We start from the raw sequence: 25,853 nt of genomic DNA, 5'->3' as shown, positions 1-25,853 counted from the left end.
TTGTAAATTGTATTTTTTTACTTCTAAGTCGCTTTTGTTGTTGATTATGATAAAATGTATATAACGGAATGTATACAATACTTCCTAATACTAAAAAAATTAATTGGAGGAATAAAAATGGCTGATCAAATTACTATGCATCCTGCCGAGCTGCGTGCTCAAGCAAAAAAATACATCGAAGGTTCTGAGTCTGTGAATGAAGTATTGAATTCATTAACTGCTACTCAACAACAAATTTTAGATGGATGGAAAGGTGAAGCTTCTACTCGTTTTAACGATCAATTTGAAGAGCTGAAACCAAAAGTAACTGAGTTTTCTGAATTGTTGGTACAAATCAACGGACAGTTGGAAAAAGCTGCAGAAATCGTGGAACAAACAGATTCAGAGCTTTCTGGCGTGTTTGGATTCCAATAAGACAAATTAGTCTAAAGATGAGAAGAATAGCGAGGGGGTCCTGCCTCCCCCTATTCTTTTTTATTATTTTTTAGGGTTTTAATGATATAGAAAATACACAGATATAAGGAAATCTGTCGCTATAGGAGCGTGGAGATGAATAATAAAAAACTTTATTATATTTTGAAATCAGTCTGGATGGTTGTTGTTCTGATTGTTGCACTTATATTTATGAATCGAGACCATACCGATATTTCAGCGAACAAAGAAGAAGAAGAAACCAGATTGAACATAGCTTTGGTAAATGAGGATGTTGGGGTAACTCGTAATGGGCGAGACTACAGCTTAGGTGTTGATTATGTTAAGAAAATCGAGAAAGACACTGATCATAACTGGTTTACTGTAACTCGAGGAATCGGGGAAAGCGGATTGAAAAATGGTACATACAATTTGTTGATCACTATCCCCAGTTCATTTTCGGAGAAGCTATTGGAATTGGACAGTGTTTCTCCTGAAAAGCTTCAAATCAACTATAAGATAAATGCTAACGGTAACAGTACATTAGAGAATGAATCCAGAACTGTAGGTCGTAATATTGTCAACGGGCTGAATCAGCAGTTAGTAGACATGTATGTCGTCAGCATTATTGATAACTTGTTTACAGCACAAAGAAATATTGAAAAAGTCTATACAAATCAAACGGAGTCAGTTGGGAATTTTCAGGATATTCTGTATCAACCAACAATCAACTTTAAAGATTATTTGCCGGCGTTGACTAGTCAGTCAAATAGTGCTTTACAGTCGAATGATTTATTGACAAGCTTACTTTCTAGTTTTTCAGATAGTACCGTTTCTCTGTTGGATAGTCACAAGGATTATTCTACTATTTTAGAAGAGCTGCTTCAGCAAAGAGCAGAGGGCAAGCTGACATATGAAGAGTTTTTGGAAATCTTATTGTCTTTAGATAGTAGTATTTTAAGCTCAGAGACAAGTAGCTTAATGTCTACAATCAGTAGTCTAAATGATTATTTTGTCCAGCAATTCAGTTCTCAGGAAGAAGGGAAATACTTCCAGCAAATGGCTGGTTTGACAGGTGACTTTGAACAATCAAAATTGGACATTGAAAGTCAAATTGCTGAACTGGACGCTTTGAGAGATAAGTACTTTGAAAAATATGAAGCACAATTTTATTCAGCGTTTGGGTATACCCTAAATGAGGGGGATGAAGCACCTGGTATTACTTTGAGGGATGTAATCAAAAAGAAATATGAAATGGATCCTTCTATTCCAGAAAATGAAGTTGAAAGTGCAGTAACTAACTACTTTGATCAGATTGAAAACTTTAATGATAACTACATTCAAAGAATGCAGGATCGATTGAATATTCTACCGTTGAGAGAAACAAATGATTTTGTGAACGCTGCATCAGCATTACCGGCAACAGCAGATATTTTCAACTATATGGATGCACCTTATTGGAACACATCGGGCAGTACAAGTGGTCATCCATTATCTGAAATTGAGGGGTATTTGTCTAGTATCAATTCTAAAGTTACAGCAATCAATGGGGATATTGAAGATCAAAATGATGCTCATTATGATCCGGTCGATTGGAGCGATCCATATATTGGTGTGCCGACATTGCAATTTTCTGTAGATAATGGCGATGTAGATGTTAGCAGCGGCAGCTACTATAGTGCCCTTCATACAGCTTATCTAGATCTGAATTCAGAGAGAAATATTGCAGTAAATACTGGTCGTGAAATTGTCATTGAATGGAGAAACATGGGGAATGAAGCATCTATTTTTATTGCTCCAACTACGGATGTTGAATTATCTCGTAACCCTATAAATGCTTCTCATGAAGGCACAGTGGTGGAAAGTGGACCGAATACTGGTTGGACAGAGTATCGCGTAACGCGATCAAATGGTGCCAAAACCATCAGAATTCCATACAAATTTGTTGCAGGTTATGATGAAAGCAAAACTAGTCCAACTATACGAGTTAAGGTATCACAAGCTAAAGTTGTTCTTGATTCAAATAATAACCCAGTTCCTACACCATTAAAAGTCACTCAAAATGATGATAATACACTTGTAGTAGAGTCTCTAACTTCTACTTCCGGAGATGCTATTGAAGCTGAAAGTAGTACTGACGAGATTGAGGCAAGCCAAGAAAGTTCTAGTTCTTCAGATGAAGTAATCGGTGATGATACTGAGTATTCAGATCTTCCACAACCTGACATTGAGGCCGATACGCTACCGACAACACCTGAGGCACAAATCGAACCGAGAGCTGCTGATGGTGAACAAGATGGCTATTATGTGACGATTGACTATCCTTTGGATGTATCAGCATTTCTTTCTACGGATTATCAAAATGCGAAAAGAGTATATTCAGAGGAAATCGGAAAGATTTTAGAACTTTATAAAACTGTAGATGAAGAATTGGAGGAGTTCAGCAACTATCCATTTATCACCTTCCATACCTTCTTGGATATGAATTTAACAGATGTGTTCAAAACGGTTTTAAACCAATCATTCATGAATACAGATGGCGATTTTGATAAACAGTGGAAGCAGCTGCATGAGCTGAAAAACTTAGCCGCGTCAATTGAATTAAGAAATACAGATGTTCAGACAACGTTAGTTCAAACACAGGAGAACACAACGTCTTTGAACGCATCTGTTGCGGAACAAATTGAATTACTGAATTCTTGGCAAGAAACGAGTCAATCGTTGACCTCCAGCGAAAGCCTTGTCAGCGCAGTGAACAGCCAGACAGATTCAGAAGTTAACTCGATTTATGAAACATTGAAGATGATTCTGTCTCAATCTGAAATAGTAAAAGATTCATCTCAGCAAAATGTAGAACAAGCTGATGGTGTGAAGACAGTATTTGATTCCTTTAATAAAGAAGTTCAGAATGCACAGAAAAATAGTGAAGAGCTGTCAGAAAATGCAGATCAAGTCATGGATGATTTGAACGCTGAATTGGCAAATAATTCTAATTTCGTTGATGCATTTGTCAAGGTTCTGAATAACGCTTATCAGGACGGAGTTCCGAATAATTCTCTGCTTCAGTTCATCGCTAACCCGATAACAGGAAATGCAGAGGCAACAATTCAGACAACTGAGGTCAACCAGCCGTTTACATGGATTTTGATCATGTTTACATTGAGTTTGTTCCTTGCATACTTGTTTGCAACACAGCCAGTTGTTCGACGAATCAAGGATAAATTCAAGAGGGACCAGCTATGGTTCAAGGATAATATTGTTGAGACAATTTTATTGAGTGCGAGCGCTGTAGTTGTTGGTTTGATTTTGGCACTGCTAAGTATCGGTGAGTTGGCAATTACGAAGGAAGCCCAGATTGTTTGGGTCATGATGGTGCTGATTTTCATGTTGATCTTCTCGCTGATGAATCATTATGCATTGAAGCAGTTCCATATTGCAGGTTTTGCATTAAGTCTCTTCCTATTTGTCAGTTACGTTTTCGTAACGAATGCGATAGGTAAGACAAAAGAAAATAATCCGCTAGTCGGTTTCATCAGGCAAATCAATCCGCTTTCGATCGGTGAGCACAATTTAGCAGATATTCTTTCAAATAATCCATTGGATGTTGTCAAGATTCTTCTTTATCTGTTCATCATTGTTGGATTGGTAGCATTCAATATCCTCATTTGGAAACCACGGAAAAAAGCAAAGGAAGTGGCAAAGAAATGAAGAAATTGCTGATTATTCTTTTAGCAGCAGTTAGCGTAACTCTATTTTCTGCAACAGCTTCGGCAAAAGAAAATCTGCTGGATAATGAGTTGGATTTGAAAACAGATCGCTTGAATAAGGAGCAAGGAGCCGACAATAAAACACAGAGCTTTATTGCAGAAGATCGTTTGTTCGATACCGAGATGATGGAAAAGGTCGAACATGCAAAGGAAGTCAAGGAAAAGAAAAGTGAACAAGAAAAGTCGGAATACTTTTTGGTGGAGGTACCGGCTGTTAAAGAGATAGACACAGACGATCTGTTTGTCGTTGGAGAAACAGTCAAGGTGGCACAACAGGAGGAAACTGCTTCGGCAGTTTCCTCGCCGCCATCTTTGTGGCCGTTGATATTAGGGACAGCTTTGTTAACTGTAGTTGCATTGTTCTTGTTTCACTCTAGAAGGAAAAAGAGGTTAGTTTAATGGCAGACAATAATGAACATATTAATATTACGCTAGTGTACAGTGATAACCGTAGGAAAATAGTAGACTTACGGATTCCTAGTAATATCACTGTCTATCGTTTTATTAGAGAGCTAAATCAGATTTTCGGAAGAAACAAAGTGTTGAAAAAATATCAACTGAAAGTTTTGAATAAAGGGATTCTGTTAAGTGAAGAACAAAGGATAAAGGATTATCCGATCACTGATGGAGATATCATAGAAGTGTTGGAGGAGCAAGTACATGGAATCGTCTAAGGGTGCGTCAGCAATCATAACTATTGAAAATCACACATATGAATTTGAAAAATCAGCAGCTGAGTGGCTGTTAACATTACGTAAATCAGAGGTACAGGTCAGCGAGGAAAAGGATTTGGCACTGCTGAAGGTTGCCCATCCCTTATTGATGGCAACTGGTATCCACTGGGAAGAAGATGAAGTGACTTTCACGTACCATCTTCCAAAAGAAAGTATCAGCTTTAGTGAACTGAAAAGTCGTCCTAAAGAGGACAAGCTGAGAGCGATGGCTAATATGATGGAAGTGAAGCAGCTATTAGATTTGCCATTGACATTCTTTATTCATCCGGAAAATATTCTATTCGATTATAATTTGGTTCCAACAATCGCATACCGCGGTTTGGAAGGGAAAATGCCTCCTCAAGTAATTAATGAAGAATTGCTGTTGCGTCAGTATAAAAGCTTGATTATTGCCTTATTTGAAAAGGATCAAGACTTTTCAAAGTTGTATGAAGGTCAACTGGATATCAAGAAGGGTTCTAAGTTTATTCAAACAATTATTGGTTTAGATACCTTTGAAGCAATTCGTCAATACTTGATTGAAAATTACGAGCAGACAGTCACTGAATTGGAAAGAACCACAAGGAAAGTGAGCAAAAGAAGCTTTACTTTGATTAAACAGCTATCTATCTGGATGTCTGTTTTATCTGTTGTGCTAGTTGTGCCCCTTGTATATCTATTGTTTTTCCAAATTCCATTCCTAGATCGTATGCAGGATACAGATACAGCATTTTTGAAAAATGACTATGAAGGAGTTATTTCCACTCTTGAACCAATCAAAACTGAGGACGTTCCTTATACACAAAAATATGAATTGGCCTATAGTTTTGTTCAAGGGGAAGCTCTTCAGGATAAACAAAAAACAGTTATTTTAAATAATATTACATTGCGCTCTGATAAAAACTATCTGGATTTTTGGATCGAAAATGGTCGTGGAAATCTAGATGAGGCTTTGGATATTGCGAAAAAATTGGAAGACTCAGATTTGATCTTATACGGAATCACGCAGAAAATCGAGCAGGTTCGTAACGATGCGAATCTTTCAGGAACAGAGAAAGAGGAGACAATTGGGGCTCTTGAGAGTGATTATGAGAAATACAAAGAAAAACGGAATACTAGTATAGAAGAGGCAACTGCTGAAACAACAACTGAGGCTGCAGCTGAAGCTACTACCGAAACAACAGGGACTTCCCAGCAGGAGGGAAACTAGATGGATAAAATGCAAGCCATCCTCTATTTCGAAGGCTATCGCTATCAACTTCTTCTGGACCAAGAAAAAGAACAGGTTATTTCCAATAATAATCAAGCTACTCTTCATATGCCGTTACCACAGGAAAAAGAGTTGGTTCTATATTATGAGGACGGCTGGTACTTGAAGCAGGAGGAAGCAGAACAGGAATTAACAGTTGACGAAGAGCTTACGGTCGCTTTAGACAGCGAACTGTCGCTGCAGCTATTGATCACTCCTGTTCAAAAAACGATGGTTTTTGATCTCTTAGATAGAACAGAGCTGGTTATTGGGCATGAAAGAGGCGTTTCTCTGACACTTGCAGAAAAGCATTTTTCGGCAGTAATGAAAAAAAGTGGAGAGAACTGGCAGCTTCTTTTGTTGGACGGCTCAGCGACACTCAATAATAAAGTGATGACTGAAACAGAGTATCTGCTGGAAAAAGGAGACGAGATTTCCTTTGGCCGACACACGCTGAAGGTGTTTCCTCACGAAATTCATGCGACAAGAGGAACCGTTGCGGATTCAACACTGTGTGAGATTTACCGCTCTCGTTATGAAATGTATGAAGAATACCCGGATTTCCACCGTTCGCCACGAATTATTTATCGTGAACCTGAGGAAAAGGTAACAATCAACGCACCGAGTGATCCAAAGGACGAACCAAAGGAACAGCTGGTCAAAATTATTTTGCCGCCGCTTGCGATGCTTGCGGTAACCGCAGTAATGGCATTCTTACGTTCGAATATGCTATTTGTCATAGCCAGTGGAGCAACTACGTTGATGACGTTGACATTCTCGATTCAAAGCTTCTTTAAAAATAAAAAAGAACATAAGCAAAGCTTGATCGATCGTGAAGTTCAATACAATAAATACTTAGTTGATAAATCTGTCGAGCTGTATCAAATGAATGAAAAGCAGCGCCAAGGACAGCATTATCATTATCCAAGCATCGCTGAACTGTTGGAAATGGGAAAAACTTACAGTCCGCGTGTTTATGAAAAAACAGCTCTTCACTTCGACTTCCTATATTATCGTTTAGGTTTGGGAAGAGTGCAGAGTACCAGCTCTATTGACTATTCAAACAAAGAGCGTGGAAAAGAAACAGATGATCTAGAAAAATCAGGGTACGAGCTTTATACAAAGAGCTTGGAACTGGATGAAATGCCAATTTTGGCAAATCTGGTAAATGGTCCTGTTGGTTACATTGGACCGAGAAACTTTGTTTTGGAGCAGCTTCATTTATTAGTAAATCAGCTATCTCTTTTCCATAGTTATCACGATTTACAATTCATTTCCATTTTCCCTGAAAGTGAAAAGGATCAATGGGAATGGATGCGTTGGCTGCCTCATGCGAAATTACAGGATGTGAACGTTCGAGGGTTCGTATACAACCAGCGTAGTCGTGACCAAGTGTTGAACAGTCTGAATCAAATTTTGAAAAACCGTAAAAATGCATTGGCAGAAAATGGCAACAGTCGTGATAGTACATTGTTCACACCCCATTATGTCGTGATGATCACGGATGAGAAATTGATTCTTGACCATGTAATCATGGAATTCTTTAATGAAGACCCTAGCGAATTGGGCTGTAGCGTGATTTTTGTAGAAGATGTATTGAGCAGCTTGTCTGACAATATCAAGACGGTTATTGACATCAGAGATAGAAATACAGGTGTCCTGCTGCTTGAAAAAGGGCAACTGAAAAATACGAAATTCCAATTGGACCATTTTCCGGCTGGCTTTGATAAAGAAGCTTTGCCAAGACTGTTGGCGCCGCTGAATCATCTACAGAATCTGAAATCCAGTATCCCAGAAGCAGTAACCTTCCTTGAAATGTACGGCATTGAAACCTTCAATGAGTTTAATGTGACTCAACGTTGGGCACAGAACTCACCACATAAAACCTTGGCTGTTCCTCTGGGACTACGAGGAAAAGATGATATCGTGATGTTGAATCTTCATGAGAAGGCGCACGGACCACATGGATTGGTTGCCGGAACAACAGGTTCTGGTAAATCGGAAATCGTACAGAGTTATATTTTAAGTCTGGCAGTGAATTTCCATCCCTATGATGTAGCCTTTCTACTGATTGACTACAAGGGTGGGGGAATGGCGAACTTGTTCAGAAACCTGCCTCACTTATTGGGAAGTATTACCAACTTGGACGGAGCGCAAAGTATGCGGGCACTGATTTCCATCAATGCCGAGTTGAAACGCCGCCAACGTCTATTCTCAGAAAATAATGTGAACCATATCAATCAATATCAAAAGCTGTATAAGAGCGGTGATGTGGCGGAACCAATGCCTCACCTATTCTTGATCAGTGATGAGTTTGCTGAATTGAAATCGGAACAGCCTGAATTTATGAAAGAGTTGGTTTCAACAGCTCGTATCGGGCGTTCACTGGGGATTCACTTGATTCTGGCGACACAGAAACCATCCGGTGTGGTCAATGACCAAATCTGGAGTAACTCGAAATTCAAGCTTTGTCTGAAAGTTGCAGATAAAGCGGATAGTATGGAAATGCTGAAAACTCCGGATGCGGCAGAAATCACACAGGCCGGACGTTCTTACCTTCAGGTCGGGAACAATGAAATTTATGAACTGTTCCAAAGTGCCTGGAGTGGTGCAGATTATCAACCAGATAAAGATGATCAGCAAATCGAAGACCATACGATTTATTTGGTGAATGAATTAGGCCAATACGAAATCCTAAGTGAAGATTTAAGTGGTTTGGAGAATGTAGACGATGTGAAGCAGATCCCAACTGAGCTGGATGCAATTATCGATGGTATCCATGATGTAGCGGAGCAAGAAAGTATCACGCCGTTACCAAGACCATGGTTGCCTCCGTTGGAAGAACGTATTGTTGTGACAGACTTGCATGAAGTTGACTTCAAAGAAGAATGGGCATCAGAAAAACAACATTTGATCCCGACGATCGGTGTTGTGGATATTCCAAGTATGCAGGCACAGGAAACCTTGAAACTGGATATGACGAACGAAGGACATATGGCTGTATTCAGCAGCCCTGGTTATGGAAAGAGTACCTTTATGCAGAATGTTGTCATGGATCTGGCACGTGTACACAGTCCGGAACGACTACATGTCTATCTGCTTGATTTTGGAACAAACGGGTTGCTTCCATTGAAGCGCCTGCCGCATGTAGCTGATACGATGGCCATCGATGAAGAAGAAAAAATTGCCAAGTTTGCTCGACGAATCAATGATGAATTGAAACGTCGTAAGAAGCTGTTGAGTGAGTTTTCCGTTGCAACATTGGAAATGTACGAAAAAGCCAGCGGCAAAGAAGAACCAATCATTCTGATTCTATTGGATGGTTATGAAGGAATGAAGGGCTCGAAATTTGAAGAGATGCTGGATAAGGTCATCACTCAGGTTGCCCGTGAAGGTGCCGGTATCGGTATCCATCTATTGCTATCTGCAGGTCGCCAAAATGCGATGCGTATGAACCTGTCAAGCAATATCAAACTGCAGATTGCACTGAAAATGATCGACGATGCTGAACCAAGATCGATTGTCGGCAGAACCACTCTGACTATTGATGACTTACCAGGACGCGGACTGATCAAACTGGAAGAGCCGGAATTATTTCAAGCTGCTCTACCGGCAGCCGGTGAAGATACACTTAAAATCATCGAAGCAATCCAGGCTGAAGTAACAGAGATGGACGCACATTGGACTGGGGAAAGACCGGAAGAAATACCGATGGTACCGGAAGTGCTTGATTTTGAGACGTTTAGAAGGAAGAAACAGACCACACATTTGACAGAAGCAGGAGTGCTGTCACTGGGAGTAGATTATGAAGATGTAAATGTTATTCCATTTGATTTAGCTGAGTATGGAAATTTGGCTGTATTTGGAGAACAGCGGAAGACATTTTTACCACTTAAACAATCGGTCTTAGCTTCTATAGAGTTATTGGCTGGAAAGCATAATACCATGGTTATTGATTCAGGAAATATTTGTGAAAAGACTGAACTTGCAGTCAACGCGTATATAGCTGATCAAGACATGTTTACGCAAGTCAAAGAAGACATACTAGTGGAAATTGATAACAGAATCGAAGGTGGCTTTGTCGGTCAACCTAGATGGTTGATTTATATCACAGATATGGAAGTGTTTGAAAAAGCTGTTAACCTAACTGAAGATGAGCTGAAGAAGTTATTTTCAGCGGCTGAACAGACAGGTGTCCATTTTGTGATAGCTGGGGATCATCAATATATGGCAAAAACAAGAATCGGTTTGCCAAAACACTACAAAGAGCTAATTAAGTCTGCAATATTCTCAATGCGAGTATCTGATCAAGAATTTTTAGAAAAACCATATGTTTCTAGAGAACCCGAACTGGAATTTGATAGTGGACACTATTCAATAGAAAAACAATTTATTAAAATCAAACATATAAGAGGATAGAAGGTGAGAAGATGGCTGAATTAGGGATAAGAGAAGATCGTAAAGCTCAAGCCGCAAAAGATGCTATTAAGGCACAGAAACGTGCTCAAATTATGACTCAGTTGACAGCAACACAAAATAGATTAACTAGTTTAAATATTCAAAAATTGAGCTTAGAGGATAAAGTACAAAGACTGAATACAGCATTAACAAATATAGAATCTTCTAAAAGTGAATTTGATACAGGAAAGTCAAGTCTAGATGGAATTACTATTGAGTCAGGTTCCTGGAAAGGTGAAAATGCCACCAAAGCGAATACTGAGCTTGAACAGATGAAAACATCTGTTCAAGATATCGGTACGAAAATAAGTGATGCCATAACAACGCTTCAAGATGATAAAGCAAAGTATGAAAAAGAATTAGAACAAACAGTGACGGACATTGCAACTGGTAATGCTCGGGTGTCCACTCTGTTGAATCAATTGAATAGTTTATAATACAAAGGAGGTTTAAGAAATGAGTGGTAAGGTTGGTATAAATTATGGTGTATTTAATTCTGAGATTACTAAAATGAGATCTAGTGCTAATTCAGTAAAATTTGATATGAGTGCTAGTTTGTCAACTACAGATATCAATCCTTTTAAAGAGTATAGCTCAATAGTTTCTGATTTAAAAAGTTCAATTTCTCAGTATAAAAATCAAACTTCAGGAGACATTCAACGTATACAGGTGGTTGGGCAAGAGATACGAGATGCTGATGCAAATATATCTTCAAGTGTTATTGGAAAAGGTGGGAAAATCTTTTAAATATAGAAGAATAAAAGAGGTGATTAAATGGCAAATGTTGATATGACTGAGGTACATGACTATTTTGAAGAGTATACTTCTGCTTCAGAAGTCTTAAGAGAATCATTACTAGAGTTAAGGAATAATATGAGAAGCCTTTCTGGCTTGAACTCTTTTGAAGGAGAAAGTGCATCTGCAGTAAAAAATTATTTGACAGACGTTCATGTGGAAACTAGTGTTGGATATCAGGATTTAATCGATTCATCAAAATCATTAATGAAATTTTCAATAAATCTATTTCATGATATGGTGGATAGTGACCACAGCTGCATTATAAAAAGCGATTATATTGATTCATTAGAAGATGATGTGAAATCTACGAAGGACTCATTGAAAAGTAGCGTTGAAAGTGTAAATAAAGAAATTGGAACAATCGCTGATATTTCTTCTGCGTCGACAATTGATGCAGGGACAATAACGGATACTTATGATAAACTTAAAAAAGTCACAACCGACTTATTGACTCATCTGACAGAATTTACCAGTGTTCAAAATGGAAGAAGTAGTAATTTAGAAGAACTATTATCTAATTTAAATAGTGTACATGGAGAAATGAGTGCTTTATCTCAAAGTGGAAAAGGTATCTCAGGGTACTCTAAAGAGAGTACAGGCATTGATATTTTAGGGATTCTAAAAAAAGGTAAAAGTATCAGAGGCGATGTGAAAAGAGGTATAAAGTACTCAAAAGCAGCGTACCTTTGGAAGATAACAAAGGATTCAAAACTTATTGATAGAAGCAAACATTATTTAAGTGGATGCAAATATTATTTAAAAGATTCTAAATGGAGCAAAATGTTTGGCATAAAATTTCTGAACACAGATGGTAAGGCAAGAATACTGGAATATAAAAATGGTGTAATTACAAAAGAAGGAAAAAATATTTATAAGCAACTAGGTTTTGTCGATGGAGATCCTAAGTTTTTATTAAACTATGGGAAAGGAAAATTAGGCGTAGTAAAAGGCGTAGGTAAAGCTGCAGCAGATGGAGCGAAGGGCAGCTTCAAAATAATCGATTACAAGGGTTATAGTGAACTTGGTAAGTTTGGGAAAGCTATGACGCATGCGGGAAATGTAATGAGTGTAGCGGCTGTAGGATTATCTGCTTATGATAATTATACTGAAGCTAAGTTGCAGGGATTAAATACATCACAACGGATAGTTAGTACAACAGTCAATACTGGGATTGATTTAGCAGCTGCTGGAGCCGGAGCTAAAGTAGGAATGGCTATTGGGGGGCTTGTAGGGGGGCCTCTGGGTATAGTTGTAGGCGTAGCTGCTGGATATGTTATAGGGAAGGCGGCGGCTCCAATTGTAAAAGGTATCAAAGACGGTGTGAATTATGTTATTAAGAATGGTGTTTCGAAAAGTATAGATGCAGCTGGAAAAGCGGTTAAGGAAACAGCGAAAAAAGTAACTGATAGTGTAAAAAATACTGTAGATAATATAAGTAACGGCTTTGCTTCTATTGGAAAATGGGCATTTGGCTAAAAGAAAGTAGGTTTTTAAATGCTAAAAAAATTTGAAATTGAAGATTTCTATATGATAGGAAGTTCTTTTGAAAAGTATCGTCAGGGATTAGGAAGTTCAACTACAATGAATCTTATTTGGCTATTTCTATGTCCATTGATTCTTTTTTATGAACTAAACCAATTAAACGAAATATTCTATGATATAAAACCAATAGCATTTCTATTTTTACTTGTTCTATGTATCATAAGTATTTTTACCGCTGGATTCAGTTTCTTTGTTGGGAAAAACAGCTCTGCAAAATATGAGATGAAAAATGTGAAAATTAGTATATTTAGTTTCTATACACTTGCTCTATTGTTAATAGGCTTTGGTTTCCTCGATTTTTTAGCGACAAATAGAGAAATCATTTTTAAGCGATATACAGATAGTCAAGTATTAATAGCAGGGAATCTTTTATTGATGCTGACTTTACCGACCCTTATAGTGTCCAGTGTTGTTTTATATCAACGGATTAAACGTGGTATGTATAGAAAAAATTACAAGAGAATCTCTAAATTGGATAATTTGGCGTTGCTAACAGAAATGTTAACACCGATTGCTACAAGTATATCTTTCAGTGTCATAATGATTTCAAATGTAGGAATAAGCAATTTATTGGATACTTTTATGTCACTTTTTTGTGTAGTTACAGGCTATTTACTTATCATGAAGCTACCATTTTTATCAATGATGTATTATTTAAGGAAAAGGTTTCCAGAAAACTATTTGGAAAATTATGAAAATAAAGAAAATATGTTGGAGGGAAAGAAGAATGAAGGTTGAACGTCTACCGTTTATTATGAAAAACTTGATTCGTTATAAAACTGTTATGAAATTCGATGAGTGGGATAAGGGTTTCGATGTACTAAGAGGTATTGAGTTCAAAGAAGGAGTATACAAAAATGGTCCGTTATTCTTTTCAATGGTAGATGAGGAGAATGAGCCTAAATATAAAACTTTTGAATTTTTTATGCCGATTAGTTACCCAGTGGATGGAGAGCAAAATGAATTTTTAGATTTTGTTGATGAAATAGAAATTTCAGATACTTTGATGATGCGCCAAGCAGACAATGAAGCAGATTTTTCTTCAGTAAGGAATAAGCTAGAAAAAATTGCTGAAGAACATAAGTATCAACTATCTAATAAATCGTTTTGTGTATGTACAGACATTTATGGAGAGATTATTATAGATGTGTATATTCCAATAGAAAGTGGCGAAAAAAATGATTAGTGAAGGACAGATTCTCTCATTTAGAAATGTTGTTTCTAAAATTTATAAAGTTTACTCGAATGAGTTCGACTTAGCCATGGACGATATGTCAGAGCTAATGGAAAAATATTCCTTGCATGCTAATGGGCCATTCTTTTATTCAATTATAAGCGACTTTCTTAATGACCCTTTAATTATAGAAATTTTCGTTCCTGTGAAGGAATCATCAATAGTTAATCTCGAAGAAAACGAATTGGAGTTCAAATCTTATTTTTTAGTTGATAGCTTATTGATGATGAGAGTCGATAATGAATTTGAAAAGAGAACTGTTGAAGCTCAGATGAAGATGATTAACTATGTTGAGAAAAACAATATGGAAATTCATTCACCATTCTTTACTATGTTAAAGGAAGTAGAAAATCAATTATATATTGAGGTATATTTGAGAGCTCTGTATAAACAATAAAGAACTTATTCTTTAACCTTAACTATATTTTGTAAAGCATAGTGGTTTGTGTAAATTTCATAGCTTTATTTTCTTAAAATTTAATAAATAGGAAGAGAAGGAGTCTCTCAAAATTTATGAAACGAAAAATAACAATAATAGGTGTATTGGGCGTTCTCTTTTTGAATGCTTTCAATCCAGTTCTAGTTTATGGATTAGAGTTGGAGAAGACTGATACAATACCACCAACAGAAGAAACAGTTGAATCTACAGAAGAAACGACAGACAGCAGCACAACTGAAAGTACAGATAGTAGTACGAACGAAAGCTCAACTGGTGACTCTGGATCGGGCACGACAGATTCAAGTACTTCTCCAGAGATTCCAGAAGCATCTGTCCCGCCAGTAGAAACTCCACAGGTACCTCAAACACCAGTGCAGCCAGCGCCGGTTCCTGATGCAGCACCAAGTCAAAACTGGACAGACAGCAGCGATATTTCAAGCATAAATCAGTCAACAGAAGCACCGGAGGCAGGAACGATTTCGGTTAATCGTAACGAGCCTACTGATTTATTTATTTTAAGGATTGGCGAGAAAGCTCGTAAGGTCGGGCAAGAACATGGTCTTTATGCCTCTGTGATGATTGCACAGGCAATACTGGAAACAGGATCAGGTGGCAGTCAGCTTAGTCAAGAGCCTTACTATAATCTATTTGGTATTAAAGGAGAGCACGAAGGACAGTCTGTAACATTTGCGACTTACGAAGATGATGGTTCAGGAAACTGGTATCAGATTCAATCGGCATTCAGACAGTACCCAAGCTATACAGAATCTTTTGAAGACTATGCAGAATTATTGAAGGATGGCACTGAATGGAATCCGACGGTTTATGAAGGAACTTGGAAAGAAAATGCAGCGAGCTATCGTGAAGCGACGAAAGCGTTGACTGGTGTTTATGCGACTGATACGTTATATGACGAGAAGCTGAATGCATTTATCGAAGAGTATGAGTTGACGGAATATGATAAAGCTGAACCCTCTGTATCATCTGGCGGTTTGATCATTACAGATAGTCATCCTGACAGTGACTTTAAGGATTATGCAGGTGAAAGTTATCCGGGCGCTGAGTATTACGCAGCTGGAAATTGTACCCAATATGCGTACAATCGAATTGTTCAGCTTGGCGGTTATGTTGAAGTAAATATGGGAAATGGTATGGACTGGGGAGCAACTGGGAAAGCCAGAGGCTACGAAGTCAGCCATGAACCAAAAGCTGGGACAGCACTTTGCTTCCAACCAGGAGTAGCCGGAGCAGACAGCACATATGGACATGTGGCATTTGTGGAACATGTATATGAAGACGGATCAATCTTGATTTCAGAGATGAATGCAGCTGGACTAGGTGTTGTTTCATTCAGAATGATCGACAAACAAACAGCAGATATTTTAACATACATCACACCGAAATAAGAAGAATACTTCTTTTATCATGCATCGAAAATTAATTGACTTTCGGTGCATGAGTAAGGGAAGAATAATATTCATAAAAGTAGCAATAATAAAGGGAGTATTATCACTTTTTCTGATTGAAAAATAGAGTAATACTTAGTGTGTTTATTACCAGTAAACTTAATTATGAAAGTCAATTATGTATGATGATCTTTTTACTGTTTAAACAAAATAGTATTTACTTACCTTGAGTGCAGGTGCCAGTGTTTCTGGTCAAGAAGCATTTAGCTGGGGACCAGTCAATATAAATTCAGTAACATTACAAGCGGAAGCAGTTTTTGGAGTAGGTGCAGGTTTTTCTTTAACTTTATCAATCCCTACATTAGATTTTGGATGGTGGTAAAAATTGAATACATGGATAGAAAAAAATAAAAAAATTTGGTGGGTATTTACATTGTTAGCAGGGATTTTCGCTTATTTAAACCCATCGATTGGCTTTTTTTCATTACTATACGCAGTCTTTTTTTTAGTTGATATGGGATTGAGGGCTATGGTAAAAGGACAATATAAAGCTTTAGTTATTAACGATAATGATTCACAGCTTAAGTCTTCTTTATTTAATAAAGGATTGTTATTTTTTATAGTAATGAAAAGTTTCTTTTCTATAGCAAGCATAGCAATTCCCATAGTAATATTAAATGAAAGCCTTAATAACAAAAAGTTGATGACGCCGTATTACTTTTCTTTGATAGCAGAAAGTGCGATTTTGAAGTTGTTATGTGTTATTATTTCAATAATATCAGTGCTTATTTCGTGGGTATTATTTATTGGGTATATTCGTTCATTTAAACAAAAGTTATAGAAAGAGAGAAGCAAATGTGGGAAAAAGTGAATTTTTTTCAAGATTAGCTGAGTATCAATTAAGTATGCTGAACAATAGACTTTCGAAAGTGTTATTGTATATATCTACATTTTTTTTGGAGTGCTATTTTTCATTGGAAATATCTATTTAGTATTTAATGAAAGTGCCCCGATTTTTTTTGAAGCAACTGTAGTAACCCAAAAAGTTAGACTTTTATGAAGTGGAGAAATTGGAACTGGGATAATAAACTGGGTATAAAGAAAAAGTGAGGAATCCTCCATGTCTAGACGTTCATTTGATAAATCATTCAAAATAGTTGCTGTAAAATTAATTATTGAAGAGAGTTTTTCTGTTAAAGAAGTGAGTAGTCAATTGGACGTCCATGCTAAATAGTTTGTATCGTTGGATTCAAAAAGTTGAAAATATGGAGATAGTACGTTTCCTAGGAAACGCACTATTTGTTACGACAGAAAAAATAAGATTTGACTAGGAGACATTACCTACATTCTTCTACAGAAAGGAACCCTATATATAGTTGTCCTTATTGATGTCTATACACGAAAAATTGTTGGTTGGGCAATGTCTCCAAGAATGAAAGATCAGTTGATCATTGACGCCTTCCTTCAAGCCTGTGAGAAAGAACAACCACAGGCAGAACTCATTGTTCATATGGATCAAGGTTCACAGCACAGAAACACTAGCTTCCAATCAGAATTAAGAAAAAAACTATCTCTAGTTTGAGCCGTAAAGGAAATTCATATGATAATGCTCTGATGGAGTCCTTTTATAAAACAATAAAAAGAGAGCTTATCAATGATTTAAAAAAAGCAAGATTATCGGATATCCTAATTCAAGATGATGGTTGTTGGTTAGTAGAGGGAGCAAACGGGCGAGTTCATATACTGAAACCTGATGGAGAGGTAATTACTATAATGAATAATATTTCAAAGAGCAATCTTCAAAAAAGAATTAGGAGTAGCAAGTGGGAAAATTTGACATTAGAACAACAAAATAAATTTAAAGATGATTTTATTGATTATATTAATTGGAAATGACGGAGATGGAAAATATGAATAGTAATTTATTGTATGGAAAATATTTAGAAAATATCTAGGATGTAGCTTTTGATATAAGTCAAGCTGATTATTGGGGATCGAAACTATTTGATAGTGCATATGATCAAAGAATATTGATAAGTAGACAAGATATAGATAATATTCCTGAGTATATTAAGAGTATATTCATTGAAGAAGAATTGATGTTCCTTGTGTCTAAACTTAAAGAATCATCAGAAGTATTTGATGATGGAAGTATAATATTCAAGTTCGAATCATTGCCTTTTGCTTTTATCACAAGATTGCTAATGAAAATTCAATTATTATGGAAAAGAACTAATTTCATCCTTGCTTGTTAGTTTTTTAGCAGTTCACTAATGAGATTGATAGATAGTATTGTTACAACATATTATGTATTTCAGGTAGTAAATCTCAAATTTCAATTTAAAGAGAAGGAGATAATGTGGTAATTGTTCAGAGTAGCGGAAGTTCTAAGGGAAATGTAATTACTAGCTATGGACCTGATGGTCCAAGAGGAAATAGTGGTGCTGCTATATTTGGTGGAAGTCCGAATGATCCTGGAAAGGCTATAAGCCATGATGCGATCATCAACGGAAATATACCGACACCCAAAGGGGATTCTTTACCGCCTTCTGAACAAATTTACCCATAAAAATATGATGAAAATAAGAATAGTTGAGAGTACAAAAGATTTTATTGATAATCATCAAGTGAGGTGGTATCCTTCAAGTCAAGAAATTTGGATTGGAACTGTAGTGGACTATAAGGAAATTGAAACAAAAATAGCTACTTCTTTTGGCAGCTTCCGCTGGTTATTATCAGATGTGGATACTTTATTATTTGATAAAAACAGTTTGCAGCTTACTACAGCAATTATCAAAGTTAGTGAACCGATAAAAATTTTGGAGAGCAGTTCAAAACTATTTTCTAATATTGAGGAAAAAAAAGGTTCAGTTGAACTTTGTAATAGCGAAAATTTTTCAAGTGAAATAGGAAACTTTTCTTATTACTCTACTTTGGAGGATATACTTATTTCATGCAAAGAGCTTCCTAGTACAGGCGATGAGAAGGTGGTATTTTTAGAAATATCTATTGATACGTCTTTTATCATTAAAGATTCTGAAATTATTGGGATAGTACTCAAAAATGCAAGTTTACATTTATTGCCGAGTGAGCTTTCTAATATATCAATGGATTACAAAAAGAATAATGAGAGGCAAAAAATATTAATTAACTATTTGAGATTAATTAATATGCTCGATATGGATTTATCAGATGAAGAAGAAGAAAGCTTAAAAAATGATTTTAAGCATTTTTATGAAAAAATAAAATCGATTTCTGACATGCCAATCAAAGCGATTAGTGAGAGTGTTAATGGTGTTATAGATTTCATGTGAAATTTTCTGAAAGTTAGAATTAATGGTATGGAGTAGATTCATTATTTTAGCAACTTGCAAATATCTGTTAATAAAAAAATCAAGACAAGCCTGGAGAAATTTTCTCTAGGCTTTTCTTGTTGATAGTTCTATTCTGCAAAGCTGAAAATCGGGTATAATAGTGTGAAGACACAAGTAAGTAATGTGAAGAATGGTCGTGAGCAAAGTAAATACTTTAGAAAATTACAGGATGCCTGAACAGGCTCAAAAAATTCTTGATGACTATAAACTGACAATTGAAGATTTTAATAGGATTAATGCAAATTCAAATAAAACACAAAAAGAAATTGCTCTACTTAAAGTAATAAGAGGAAAAGTGCCTACTCCAACAACTGATATATGTAAAGTTATTCCTGTTGAGCTTGTGGAAGGGACCATTATTAACTCCGAGTATGCTAATGTTGGTGAGTTTATTACTAAACAAAAGTATGTGGATGATATAACCTGATATTTTTGATTCCAGTGTACCAAAATGGGTAGTATCAGCTGATAAAGCATTGAAACCAAAATTCATAAATTTATTGATGGGAAAGATATAGTAGTAGCCAATTGGGATGTTATTGCAGAGAAATGGATTCCAATTAATAAATGACCATTTAGCAAAGATAGCTAGAGATTTGAACCAGTTTCTTCATTCATCTATCAGTTATGAAATTATTTTTTTGCAAAAAGTAATACAGACATGTGTTTTGAAAATAGCAAAGAGTATCTTGCTCTTTCAAAAAGTATAATAAATAGAATAAATTTACATTTGAGTAATAATAACTGATTTCTTAAATCCAAATAAATGGTTTTTTGGCTAATTGATAGAAAATGAGGTATAAATGATTATGAGGAAAAAACGAACGGCAGCTGATTATTACTATTATGGTGAAACGATTAAACCGACTGTTACAGATGTTAAATCTATGCGATTTATGCTCTATTTGCAATTATTCTTTTCAGTGGTTTCGCCTATTTACATTTTTAAACAGTTAGATGAGGAAATATTGCCTTACGCTGGATTATTTGGCATTGTATTGTTATCCTTGGTAGTATTTTTTGTTCTTGACTTAATTATTTTGTGTCTGTTTAAGACCAAAATATACGAAGCGAGTGTCTATTTTGGTGCAGGGTTATTCTTCATGTGTTTATCAGGGTTGATGATTGTGTTTGGTTATAGTTATTTCTTTGATAGGCATGTCAGTATGGAAGTCTTTCACACTTTGAATGAAACGGATATTGAGCAAAAAAAAATAGTATTATTAAACAGATTACTTTTACTCCCTATAGTATTCTTTATAATTGGAAGCGTCTACCAGTGGCAAATTATTGCTAGAGGGGAAGCGAGAGAGCATAGTCGAACAACAGAGAAGTATAAAAAAAGCTCTAAATATGCGACACAGTTATTTTCTATCTATTTTCCAATAATAGTCAGTCTTCTGTTTTTTTTACGAATAATTGAATCATTTGATCTAGCTAAATCAATTATACCCATTCTATTCATTGCTTCGGGGGGAGTACTGGCATGGACTGCACCAATTTTCTTCATCATTAGCCGTATCAAATTTAAGTATCCAAATATTTATTTAGAAAAGAATATTTTAGATAACAGAGGTAGAAGTGAATGAAAGTTTTTAGAAGACACTCAGTTTGATTTACCAATCAAGGAAATGGTATGATCGACTTGTTAAAACTAGATTAAGGAAAGGAGAGTTCGACATGTTATTTTTTATGAAAAACACTATCGACTCTATTCGTATGAGAAATAGATAAGCTCTTCTTTTTTTGGAAGCACTCCAAATTAGGAAGAAGAAGTTGATTATTTCCTAAATAAAACGATGAAACAGGAGTGTTTATATGAATGAACAAACGACGATTGACATGAAAAACTGGCGGAGGAATTTTTATTTATTTCTTACCGGACAGTTTTTATCTGGAATAACAAGTATGGTGGTTCAGTATTCGATCATTTGGTATTTAACGGAGGCAACCGGTTCTGCAACTGTTTTAAGTATTGCAACGTTATTGGGAATGATTCCAATGGTTGTACTTAGTCCGTTTGCGGGGCCGTTCATCGATCGATTGAATAAAAAAGGACTATTGATGATCACGGATATCATCGTTGCGATTTTTGCTTTGATCTTATCTGTTGTTGGTACGCTGTCTGCAGATTTTCCTCTGTGGCTGGTTTTTGTCTCTTTACTGATACGAGCAATTGCACAGACCTTTCAAATGCCGACGATCCAATCGATTTTACCGACGATGGTGCCTGAAGAAGAATTAACAAAGATCAATGGTCAGCTTGGTATGGTTCAATCGGCAAATTTCATCATTGCACCTGCTTTGGGAGCATTTCTTTTTTCAGTGATTCCGATGAATTTTCTGATTCTTGTTGATGTGCTTGGTGCTATAGTAGGTGTCGGGCTATTGATTTTTATAAAAATTCCGCATATCCCATCTGAAGGAGAACGGATTCAATTGATGGAGGATACCGTATTTGGTTTCAAAAAGCTGATTGAGAATAAAGGACTCTGGTATATCACACTTATTGGTGCTGCATTTACTTTGATTTTTATGCCGGCTGCCAGTCTGTATCCTTTGATGACCATGAGCTATTTCAATGGGACTGTTGGACAAGCAGGATTAATTGAAGTGATTTATGCGATGGGGATGTTAGTTGGTGGGACAATCATAGGTATATTTGGTCATTGGAAAAATCGAATGAAGCCAATACTTCTTGCTTACCTAGTCATTGGCTTGACGATTGGTGCCAGCGGTTTGATGCCGCCGACGAGTCGAGGCTTTGTTTACTTTGCGATGTTGAATGCCGCAGCAGGCTTTGCAACGCCTTACTTCAATACGCTGCTGATGGCTATGATTCAGCAAAGCTATGAACCTAAATATCTTGGTCGTATTTTGGGCGTACTGAACTCCTTGATGAGTATTACCGGCCCTGTCGGGTTGATTTTTGCCGGTCCTTTAGCAGATAAAATTGGTGTTGAGAATATATTTCTTATTGCCGGTGTCGGCACGCTTATTTGTGGATTAGTGAATTTTCTAGTTCCTACAGCCAGAAATTATGACAAGGAATTACAACGAAAGCTTCAAGAGGCAAAGAAGATTGCGGCGGATGAACGAGAGAATATTATAAAGTGAGCCACGCTATCAAGTAATGTTGGAAAGAGCGTAGTAGTGATAAACTGCTGCGCTTTATTTTTTTACTTTTCAGGTGATGCTGCAAGCTAGGGATTTTCAGTTTACAAGTAGGATTTGATTTTAGGAATACTTGACTTTTTGTTCTTATTTTGAGATATTAGTTAAGGAAAGCGCTTTTTTTCTATTTTTTAAAAGGGAGAGGAACGATTTGGCAGGTAAGTTTATTCGGAAATTTGTAACATTGTCTTATTGTGCGGCGTCGCTGTCGTTGCCGATAACAGCAATCGCAGTTGATGGGACAGAAGCAACGACAACAGAAAATTCTTTTTTGGAAGAAAATGTTCACGTGAACAATTCCGTCAATACTGAATTTTCATCTGAAATGGAGAACCAAGTTTCTACAGAAACAGAAGATTCAAATGTGAACGATGCAGAGAAAATAGCTGAATCCAGCGAGTCTGAAAAAGCGGCAACAGAAGTAAAGGAAATTCAATCATCGGTTGTGCCTAAAGCATTAGGGGAATGGCAAAATATCTTTTTTGGGGAAAGTACAAACGAAGCGAAAACAAGTATTGATGTGATTGATGAAAAAACGGTAAATATTAAAAGTAAGGACAACGGCGGTAAATTTTTGATCAGTGGAACAGATGGGCTTTCGTATTACTACACGCAGGTGCCAAAGGAGAAGAATTTTTCACTCTCAGGAAAGGTAACTGTCAATACATGGAAATATACGAACGGACAGGAAGGCTTTGCTTTGATGGTTCGAGATGCTGTACCAGCAGAAACAATGTATGATCGAAGCCATTATTCAAATTCTTACTCTATCCTTGGCAGCAGATTGGAATATATCTGGGATTTTGACAACAATCAGGTGACTACTGGTAATGGTACAAAGTATGCGATGAAGCTGGGGTTAGGCACTAGAACGGTAGTTGGTGTAACAAGTAATCCGTTGAATCCGCCAGAAGTTGGTTCTGTGACTACTAGTTATTTTCCGTTAGAGACAGCTGCAGCAGCAAACAATCTTGAGGCAGGCACATATAATGTGATTGGTCATGCAGAATCCGAGGTCGGCGCTGTGACAATCGGTGATCTAACAACCTTTGATTTTACGATGAAAAAGACTAATAGTGGTTTCGAAGCGTATTACACGGATGCATCAGGCCAAACGGTTCGTGATGTGCTTTGGGATTGGGAATCAATGTTTGTGTTGGATCAGGAAAATGTTTGTGTTGGTTTTGCGACGGCTCGAAACATGGATATTACAGTCAGTGGAATAGAAATGACCTATTCTGATCCGGCGGAAGATCCAGATCCGGAAGAACGCCCAACAGAAAAAATCGATCCAGTTTATAGTATTTCGTCAAGTAAGGAGAGCGGAACAAAAGAGTATGATTTACGCTTTAAAGCGAATGCAGATGGTTCATTGATTCTTCGGGACAAGGAGACTGGGGAAACTTTCGATGCTGGCAATGGTTTGGCTATTAGTGCGAATAAGGAAGTTGTTGTCCCTGTGGAATTGTCAAAAGCGTTGACGAAATTTGAAGCAGTTTTTACTCCGGATAGGGATTATACACCAGGAGAATACATGGAGATGAGTAATTATGATGAAGCAGTCATTGAGCATCAGGTGGCCTATAGAGACTTAAAATCAACAATTTATGTAACACCTGGGGGGACAGATAGTGGTGCAGGAACAGTTGAAGAGCCACTGGCGTTAACTACCGCATTGAGCTACGCGAAGCCGGGAATGACGATTGTAATGGCTGTAGGGAACTATACCTTTGATAAAAAGCTATCTGTTCAAAAAGGAGTAAATGGTACAGCGGAACAGCCGATTACATTGGTTGCGGAAAAGAATGAAGCAGGCCTTCGTCCAGTGATTGATTTTACAGGAAAAGGGGGCGGCCTGTCTCATTGGGGCAATTATTGGGTTTATCGTGGTTTCGATGTGACAGGGGCTTCCGATATGTCTAAAGGGATTGAAGTTTCGGGACATTACAACTGGTTAGAGGATCTTCACACTTACCGAAATGGCAATACAGGGATTCAAATCAGTGGATCGGCTACGGATACCATAAATGAATGGCCGTCATACAATACGATCAAGAATTGTACCTCCTATGAAAATGCAGATACTGGTTTCGAAGATGCAGATGGTTTTGCGGCAAAAATCACCACAGGTCCGGGAAATGTGTTTGATGGCTGTATCGCCTATCACAATGCGGATGATGGATGGGATCTGTTTGCTAAAAACGAGACAGGAAGTATCGGCAAAGTGACGATCAAAAATTCAGTAGCTTATCGAAATGGCTGGTTGGCAAATAATCCATCTAAAACGGGGAATGGAAATGGCTTTAAAATGGGCGGCTCTTCTCTTCCCGGAGATCATGAGTTGATCAACAGTTTAACTTTTGAGAACTTAGGCAAAGGCATCGACTCCAATAGTGGGATAGATATCATCATCAACAGCAGTACGTCCTTTAACAATCAGTCCCACAATGTAGCCTTATACACGACTTCTTCAGATACAACGAATTATTTTGCAGATGGCATCCTTTCTTTCAGAACGACAGGAGTTGAAATTGCTGAAAAACTGGAGCTGAGAAATCAGGAGGAATCACAGATTTATGGCGCAACGAACTATTATTGGGTGCCGTCAGTTACTCGTAGTTCAGTAAACACAGCAGATCATCTGATTCAAGACAAATGGTTTGAAAGTTTAACAACACTTCCGGAAAGTGATCGTCCATCTGAGCAGCCAATCACTCGTTATAGTAACGGCAGTATCAATGTACATGGTCTGATGCAAGTCAAGAACTATTCAAACGAAACCTTGGCAGAAGGGATTGGCGCAGTTTTTAATGAAATGACATCGCCGAATTCAGCATATCCTGTCTATGATTTGTCAGGGGAAGGAACCGATGATTCCTCAGACACGTCTACAACAACAGATAGCAGCTCATCTAATACTGACACAGTAAATAGTGATTCATCAGCTGATAAGCCGACAGGAGGCAGCAGTTCAGATGGCACTGGATTGCCGCAGACTGGTGAATTCAGAAATATGGTTTTAGGCTCAGCGGGAATGCTGGTATTGCTGGGTTCAGTTTTACTTTATTGGTCGAAGAAGCGACATCAAGCATAGTTCTCGATAGCTAAAATAAGTAAAACGAAAGTGTGCAGGGAATTTTATCTTCCTGTGCACTTTTTTTAAACACTGTTGCATGTATTGCTTGTCGTGAAGAATCCGTTGTTTTTTTTACAAGTGTCTATCTGGTATTTTTTTCAATAACATAAGGTGTGTAAGCTTTTTCATTATAGAATTTTGATTCGTTATAA

The 25,853-nt window shown here is 37.1% G+C and carries 21 protein-coding genes and 1 pseudogene; all 22 read left to right on the top strand.

What is annotated here, in order from left to right; genetic code table 11:
• The first annotated feature begins 117 nt into the window (after positions 1 to 117).
• Entirely contained in the window at positions 118 to 414 is a 297-nt protein-coding gene (locus tag I6N96_RS01840) for a WXG100 family type VII secretion target (RefSeq protein ID WP_202061802.1), read from the top strand.
• 135 nt (positions 415 to 549) lie between these two features.
• The gene (gene esaA / locus I6N96_RS01835) at positions 550 to 4,119 is read left to right on the top strand and encodes a type VII secretion protein EsaA (protein WP_209555792.1); all 3,570 of its coding nucleotides are present in this window, start codon (positions 550 to 552) and stop codon (positions 4,117 to 4,119) included.
• On the top strand, positions 4,116 to 4,577 hold the full coding sequence (locus I6N96_RS01830; protein ID WP_209555791.1) for a hypothetical protein: 462 nt from the start codon (positions 4,116 to 4,118) through the stop codon (positions 4,575 to 4,577). Before esaA ends, I6N96_RS01830 begins: the two co-directional genes overlap by 4 nt.
• Positions 4,577 to 4,852 (top strand): EsaB/YukD family protein, encoded by a 276-nt coding sequence (locus I6N96_RS01825; RefSeq protein WP_209555790.1) that lies wholly within the window; start codon positions 4,577 to 4,579, stop codon positions 4,850 to 4,852. Before I6N96_RS01830 ends, I6N96_RS01825 begins: the two co-directional genes overlap by 1 nt.
• Positions 4,839 to 6,101, top strand: coding sequence for a type VII secretion protein EssB (gene essB / locus I6N96_RS01820; RefSeq protein ID WP_209555789.1), 1,263 nt, complete (start codon positions 4,839 to 4,841; stop codon positions 6,099 to 6,101). The genes I6N96_RS01825 and essB overlap by 14 nt, the downstream gene beginning before the upstream one ends.
• Before the next feature lie 9 nt (positions 6,102 to 6,110).
• Entirely contained in the window at positions 6,111 to 10,559 is a 4,449-nt protein-coding gene (gene essC / locus I6N96_RS01815; protein ID WP_209556207.1) for a type VII secretion protein EssC, read from the top strand.
• A gap of 11 nt (positions 10,560 to 10,570) precedes the next feature.
• Positions 10,571 to 11,035: a YwqH-like family protein gene (locus I6N96_RS01810; RefSeq protein WP_209555788.1), complete on the top strand. Its 465-nt coding sequence runs from the start codon at positions 10,571 to 10,573 to the stop codon at positions 11,033 to 11,035.
• A 19-nt stretch (positions 11,036 to 11,054) separates the two neighbouring features.
• Positions 11,055 to 11,345, top strand: coding sequence for a TIGR04197 family type VII secretion effector (locus I6N96_RS01805; protein ID WP_209555787.1), 291 nt, complete (start codon positions 11,055 to 11,057; stop codon positions 11,343 to 11,345).
• 27 nt (positions 11,346 to 11,372) lie between these two features.
• On the top strand, positions 11,373 to 12,872 hold the full coding sequence (locus tag I6N96_RS01800; RefSeq protein ID WP_209555786.1) for a T7SS effector LXG polymorphic toxin: 1,500 nt from the start codon (positions 11,373 to 11,375) through the stop codon (positions 12,870 to 12,872).
• Positions 12,873 to 12,890: 18 nt separating this feature from the next.
• Positions 12,891 to 13,676 (top strand): hypothetical protein, encoded by a 786-nt coding sequence (locus tag I6N96_RS01795; protein ID WP_209555785.1) that lies wholly within the window; start codon positions 12,891 to 12,893, stop codon positions 13,674 to 13,676.
• The gene (locus I6N96_RS01790; protein WP_209555784.1) at positions 13,666 to 14,124 is read left to right on the top strand and encodes a hypothetical protein; all 459 of its coding nucleotides are present in this window, start codon (positions 13,666 to 13,668) and stop codon (positions 14,122 to 14,124) included. The genes I6N96_RS01795 and I6N96_RS01790 overlap by 11 nt, the downstream gene beginning before the upstream one ends.
• A complete protein-coding gene (locus tag I6N96_RS01785) occupies positions 14,117 to 14,569 on the top strand; it encodes a DUF5085 family protein (RefSeq protein ID WP_209555783.1) in 453 nt (150 codons plus the stop codon). The genes I6N96_RS01790 and I6N96_RS01785 overlap by 8 nt, the downstream gene beginning before the upstream one ends.
• A 116-nt stretch (positions 14,570 to 14,685) precedes the next feature.
• The gene (locus I6N96_RS01780) at positions 14,686 to 16,017 is read left to right on the top strand and encodes a glucosaminidase domain-containing protein (protein WP_209555782.1); all 1,332 of its coding nucleotides are present in this window, start codon (positions 14,686 to 14,688) and stop codon (positions 16,015 to 16,017) included.
• Positions 16,018 to 16,402: 385 nt separating this feature from the next.
• Positions 16,403 to 16,858, top strand: coding sequence for a hypothetical protein (locus I6N96_RS01775; protein ID WP_209555781.1), 456 nt, complete (start codon positions 16,403 to 16,405; stop codon positions 16,856 to 16,858).
• A 279-nt stretch (positions 16,859 to 17,137) separates the two neighbouring features.
• The gene (locus I6N96_RS19980; RefSeq protein ID WP_209555780.1) at positions 17,138 to 17,251 is read left to right on the top strand and encodes a transposase; all 114 of its coding nucleotides are present in this window, start codon (positions 17,138 to 17,140) and stop codon (positions 17,249 to 17,251) included.
• A gap of 93 nt (positions 17,252 to 17,344) precedes the next feature.
• Positions 17,345 to 17,676: pseudogene (locus I6N96_RS19975) on the top strand (transposase); the annotation flags it as partial.
• Positions 17,677 to 18,376: 700 nt separating this feature from the next.
• Positions 18,377 to 18,586 carry a hypothetical protein gene (locus tag I6N96_RS01755; RefSeq protein WP_209555778.1) on the top strand — a complete coding sequence of 70 codons (210 nt, stop codon included), beginning with the start codon at positions 18,377 to 18,379 and terminating at the stop codon, positions 18,584 to 18,586.
• 7 nt (positions 18,587 to 18,593) lie between these two features.
• Positions 18,594 to 19,331 carry a hypothetical protein gene (locus tag I6N96_RS01750; RefSeq protein ID WP_209555777.1) on the top strand — a complete coding sequence of 246 codons (738 nt, stop codon included), beginning with the start codon at positions 18,594 to 18,596 and terminating at the stop codon, positions 19,329 to 19,331.
• Positions 19,332 to 19,527: 196 nt separating this feature from the next.
• A complete protein-coding gene (locus I6N96_RS01745; protein ID WP_209555776.1) occupies positions 19,528 to 19,818 on the top strand; it encodes a hypothetical protein in 291 nt (96 codons plus the stop codon).
• A gap of 376 nt (positions 19,819 to 20,194) precedes the next feature.
• The gene (locus I6N96_RS01740; protein WP_209555775.1) at positions 20,195 to 20,980 is read left to right on the top strand and encodes a hypothetical protein; all 786 of its coding nucleotides are present in this window, start codon (positions 20,195 to 20,197) and stop codon (positions 20,978 to 20,980) included.
• Between the two features lie 229 nt (positions 20,981 to 21,209).
• A complete protein-coding gene (locus I6N96_RS01735) occupies positions 21,210 to 22,508 on the top strand; it encodes an MFS transporter (protein ID WP_209555774.1) in 1,299 nt (432 codons plus the stop codon).
• 208 nt (positions 22,509 to 22,716) lie between these two features.
• The gene (locus tag I6N96_RS01730; protein WP_209555773.1) at positions 22,717 to 25,659 is read left to right on the top strand and encodes a right-handed parallel beta-helix repeat-containing protein; all 2,943 of its coding nucleotides are present in this window, start codon (positions 22,717 to 22,719) and stop codon (positions 25,657 to 25,659) included.
• The last annotated feature ends 194 nt before the right edge of the window (positions 25,660 to 25,853 follow it).

This window comes from Enterococcus larvae, assembly GCF_017830045.1.
Lineage (GTDB): Bacteria > Bacillota > Bacilli > Lactobacillales > Enterococcaceae > Enterococcus_L > Enterococcus_L larvae.
The sequence above is the reverse complement of the archived record's forward strand: the minus strand, read 5'-3'. Positions and strand labels throughout refer to the sequence as shown.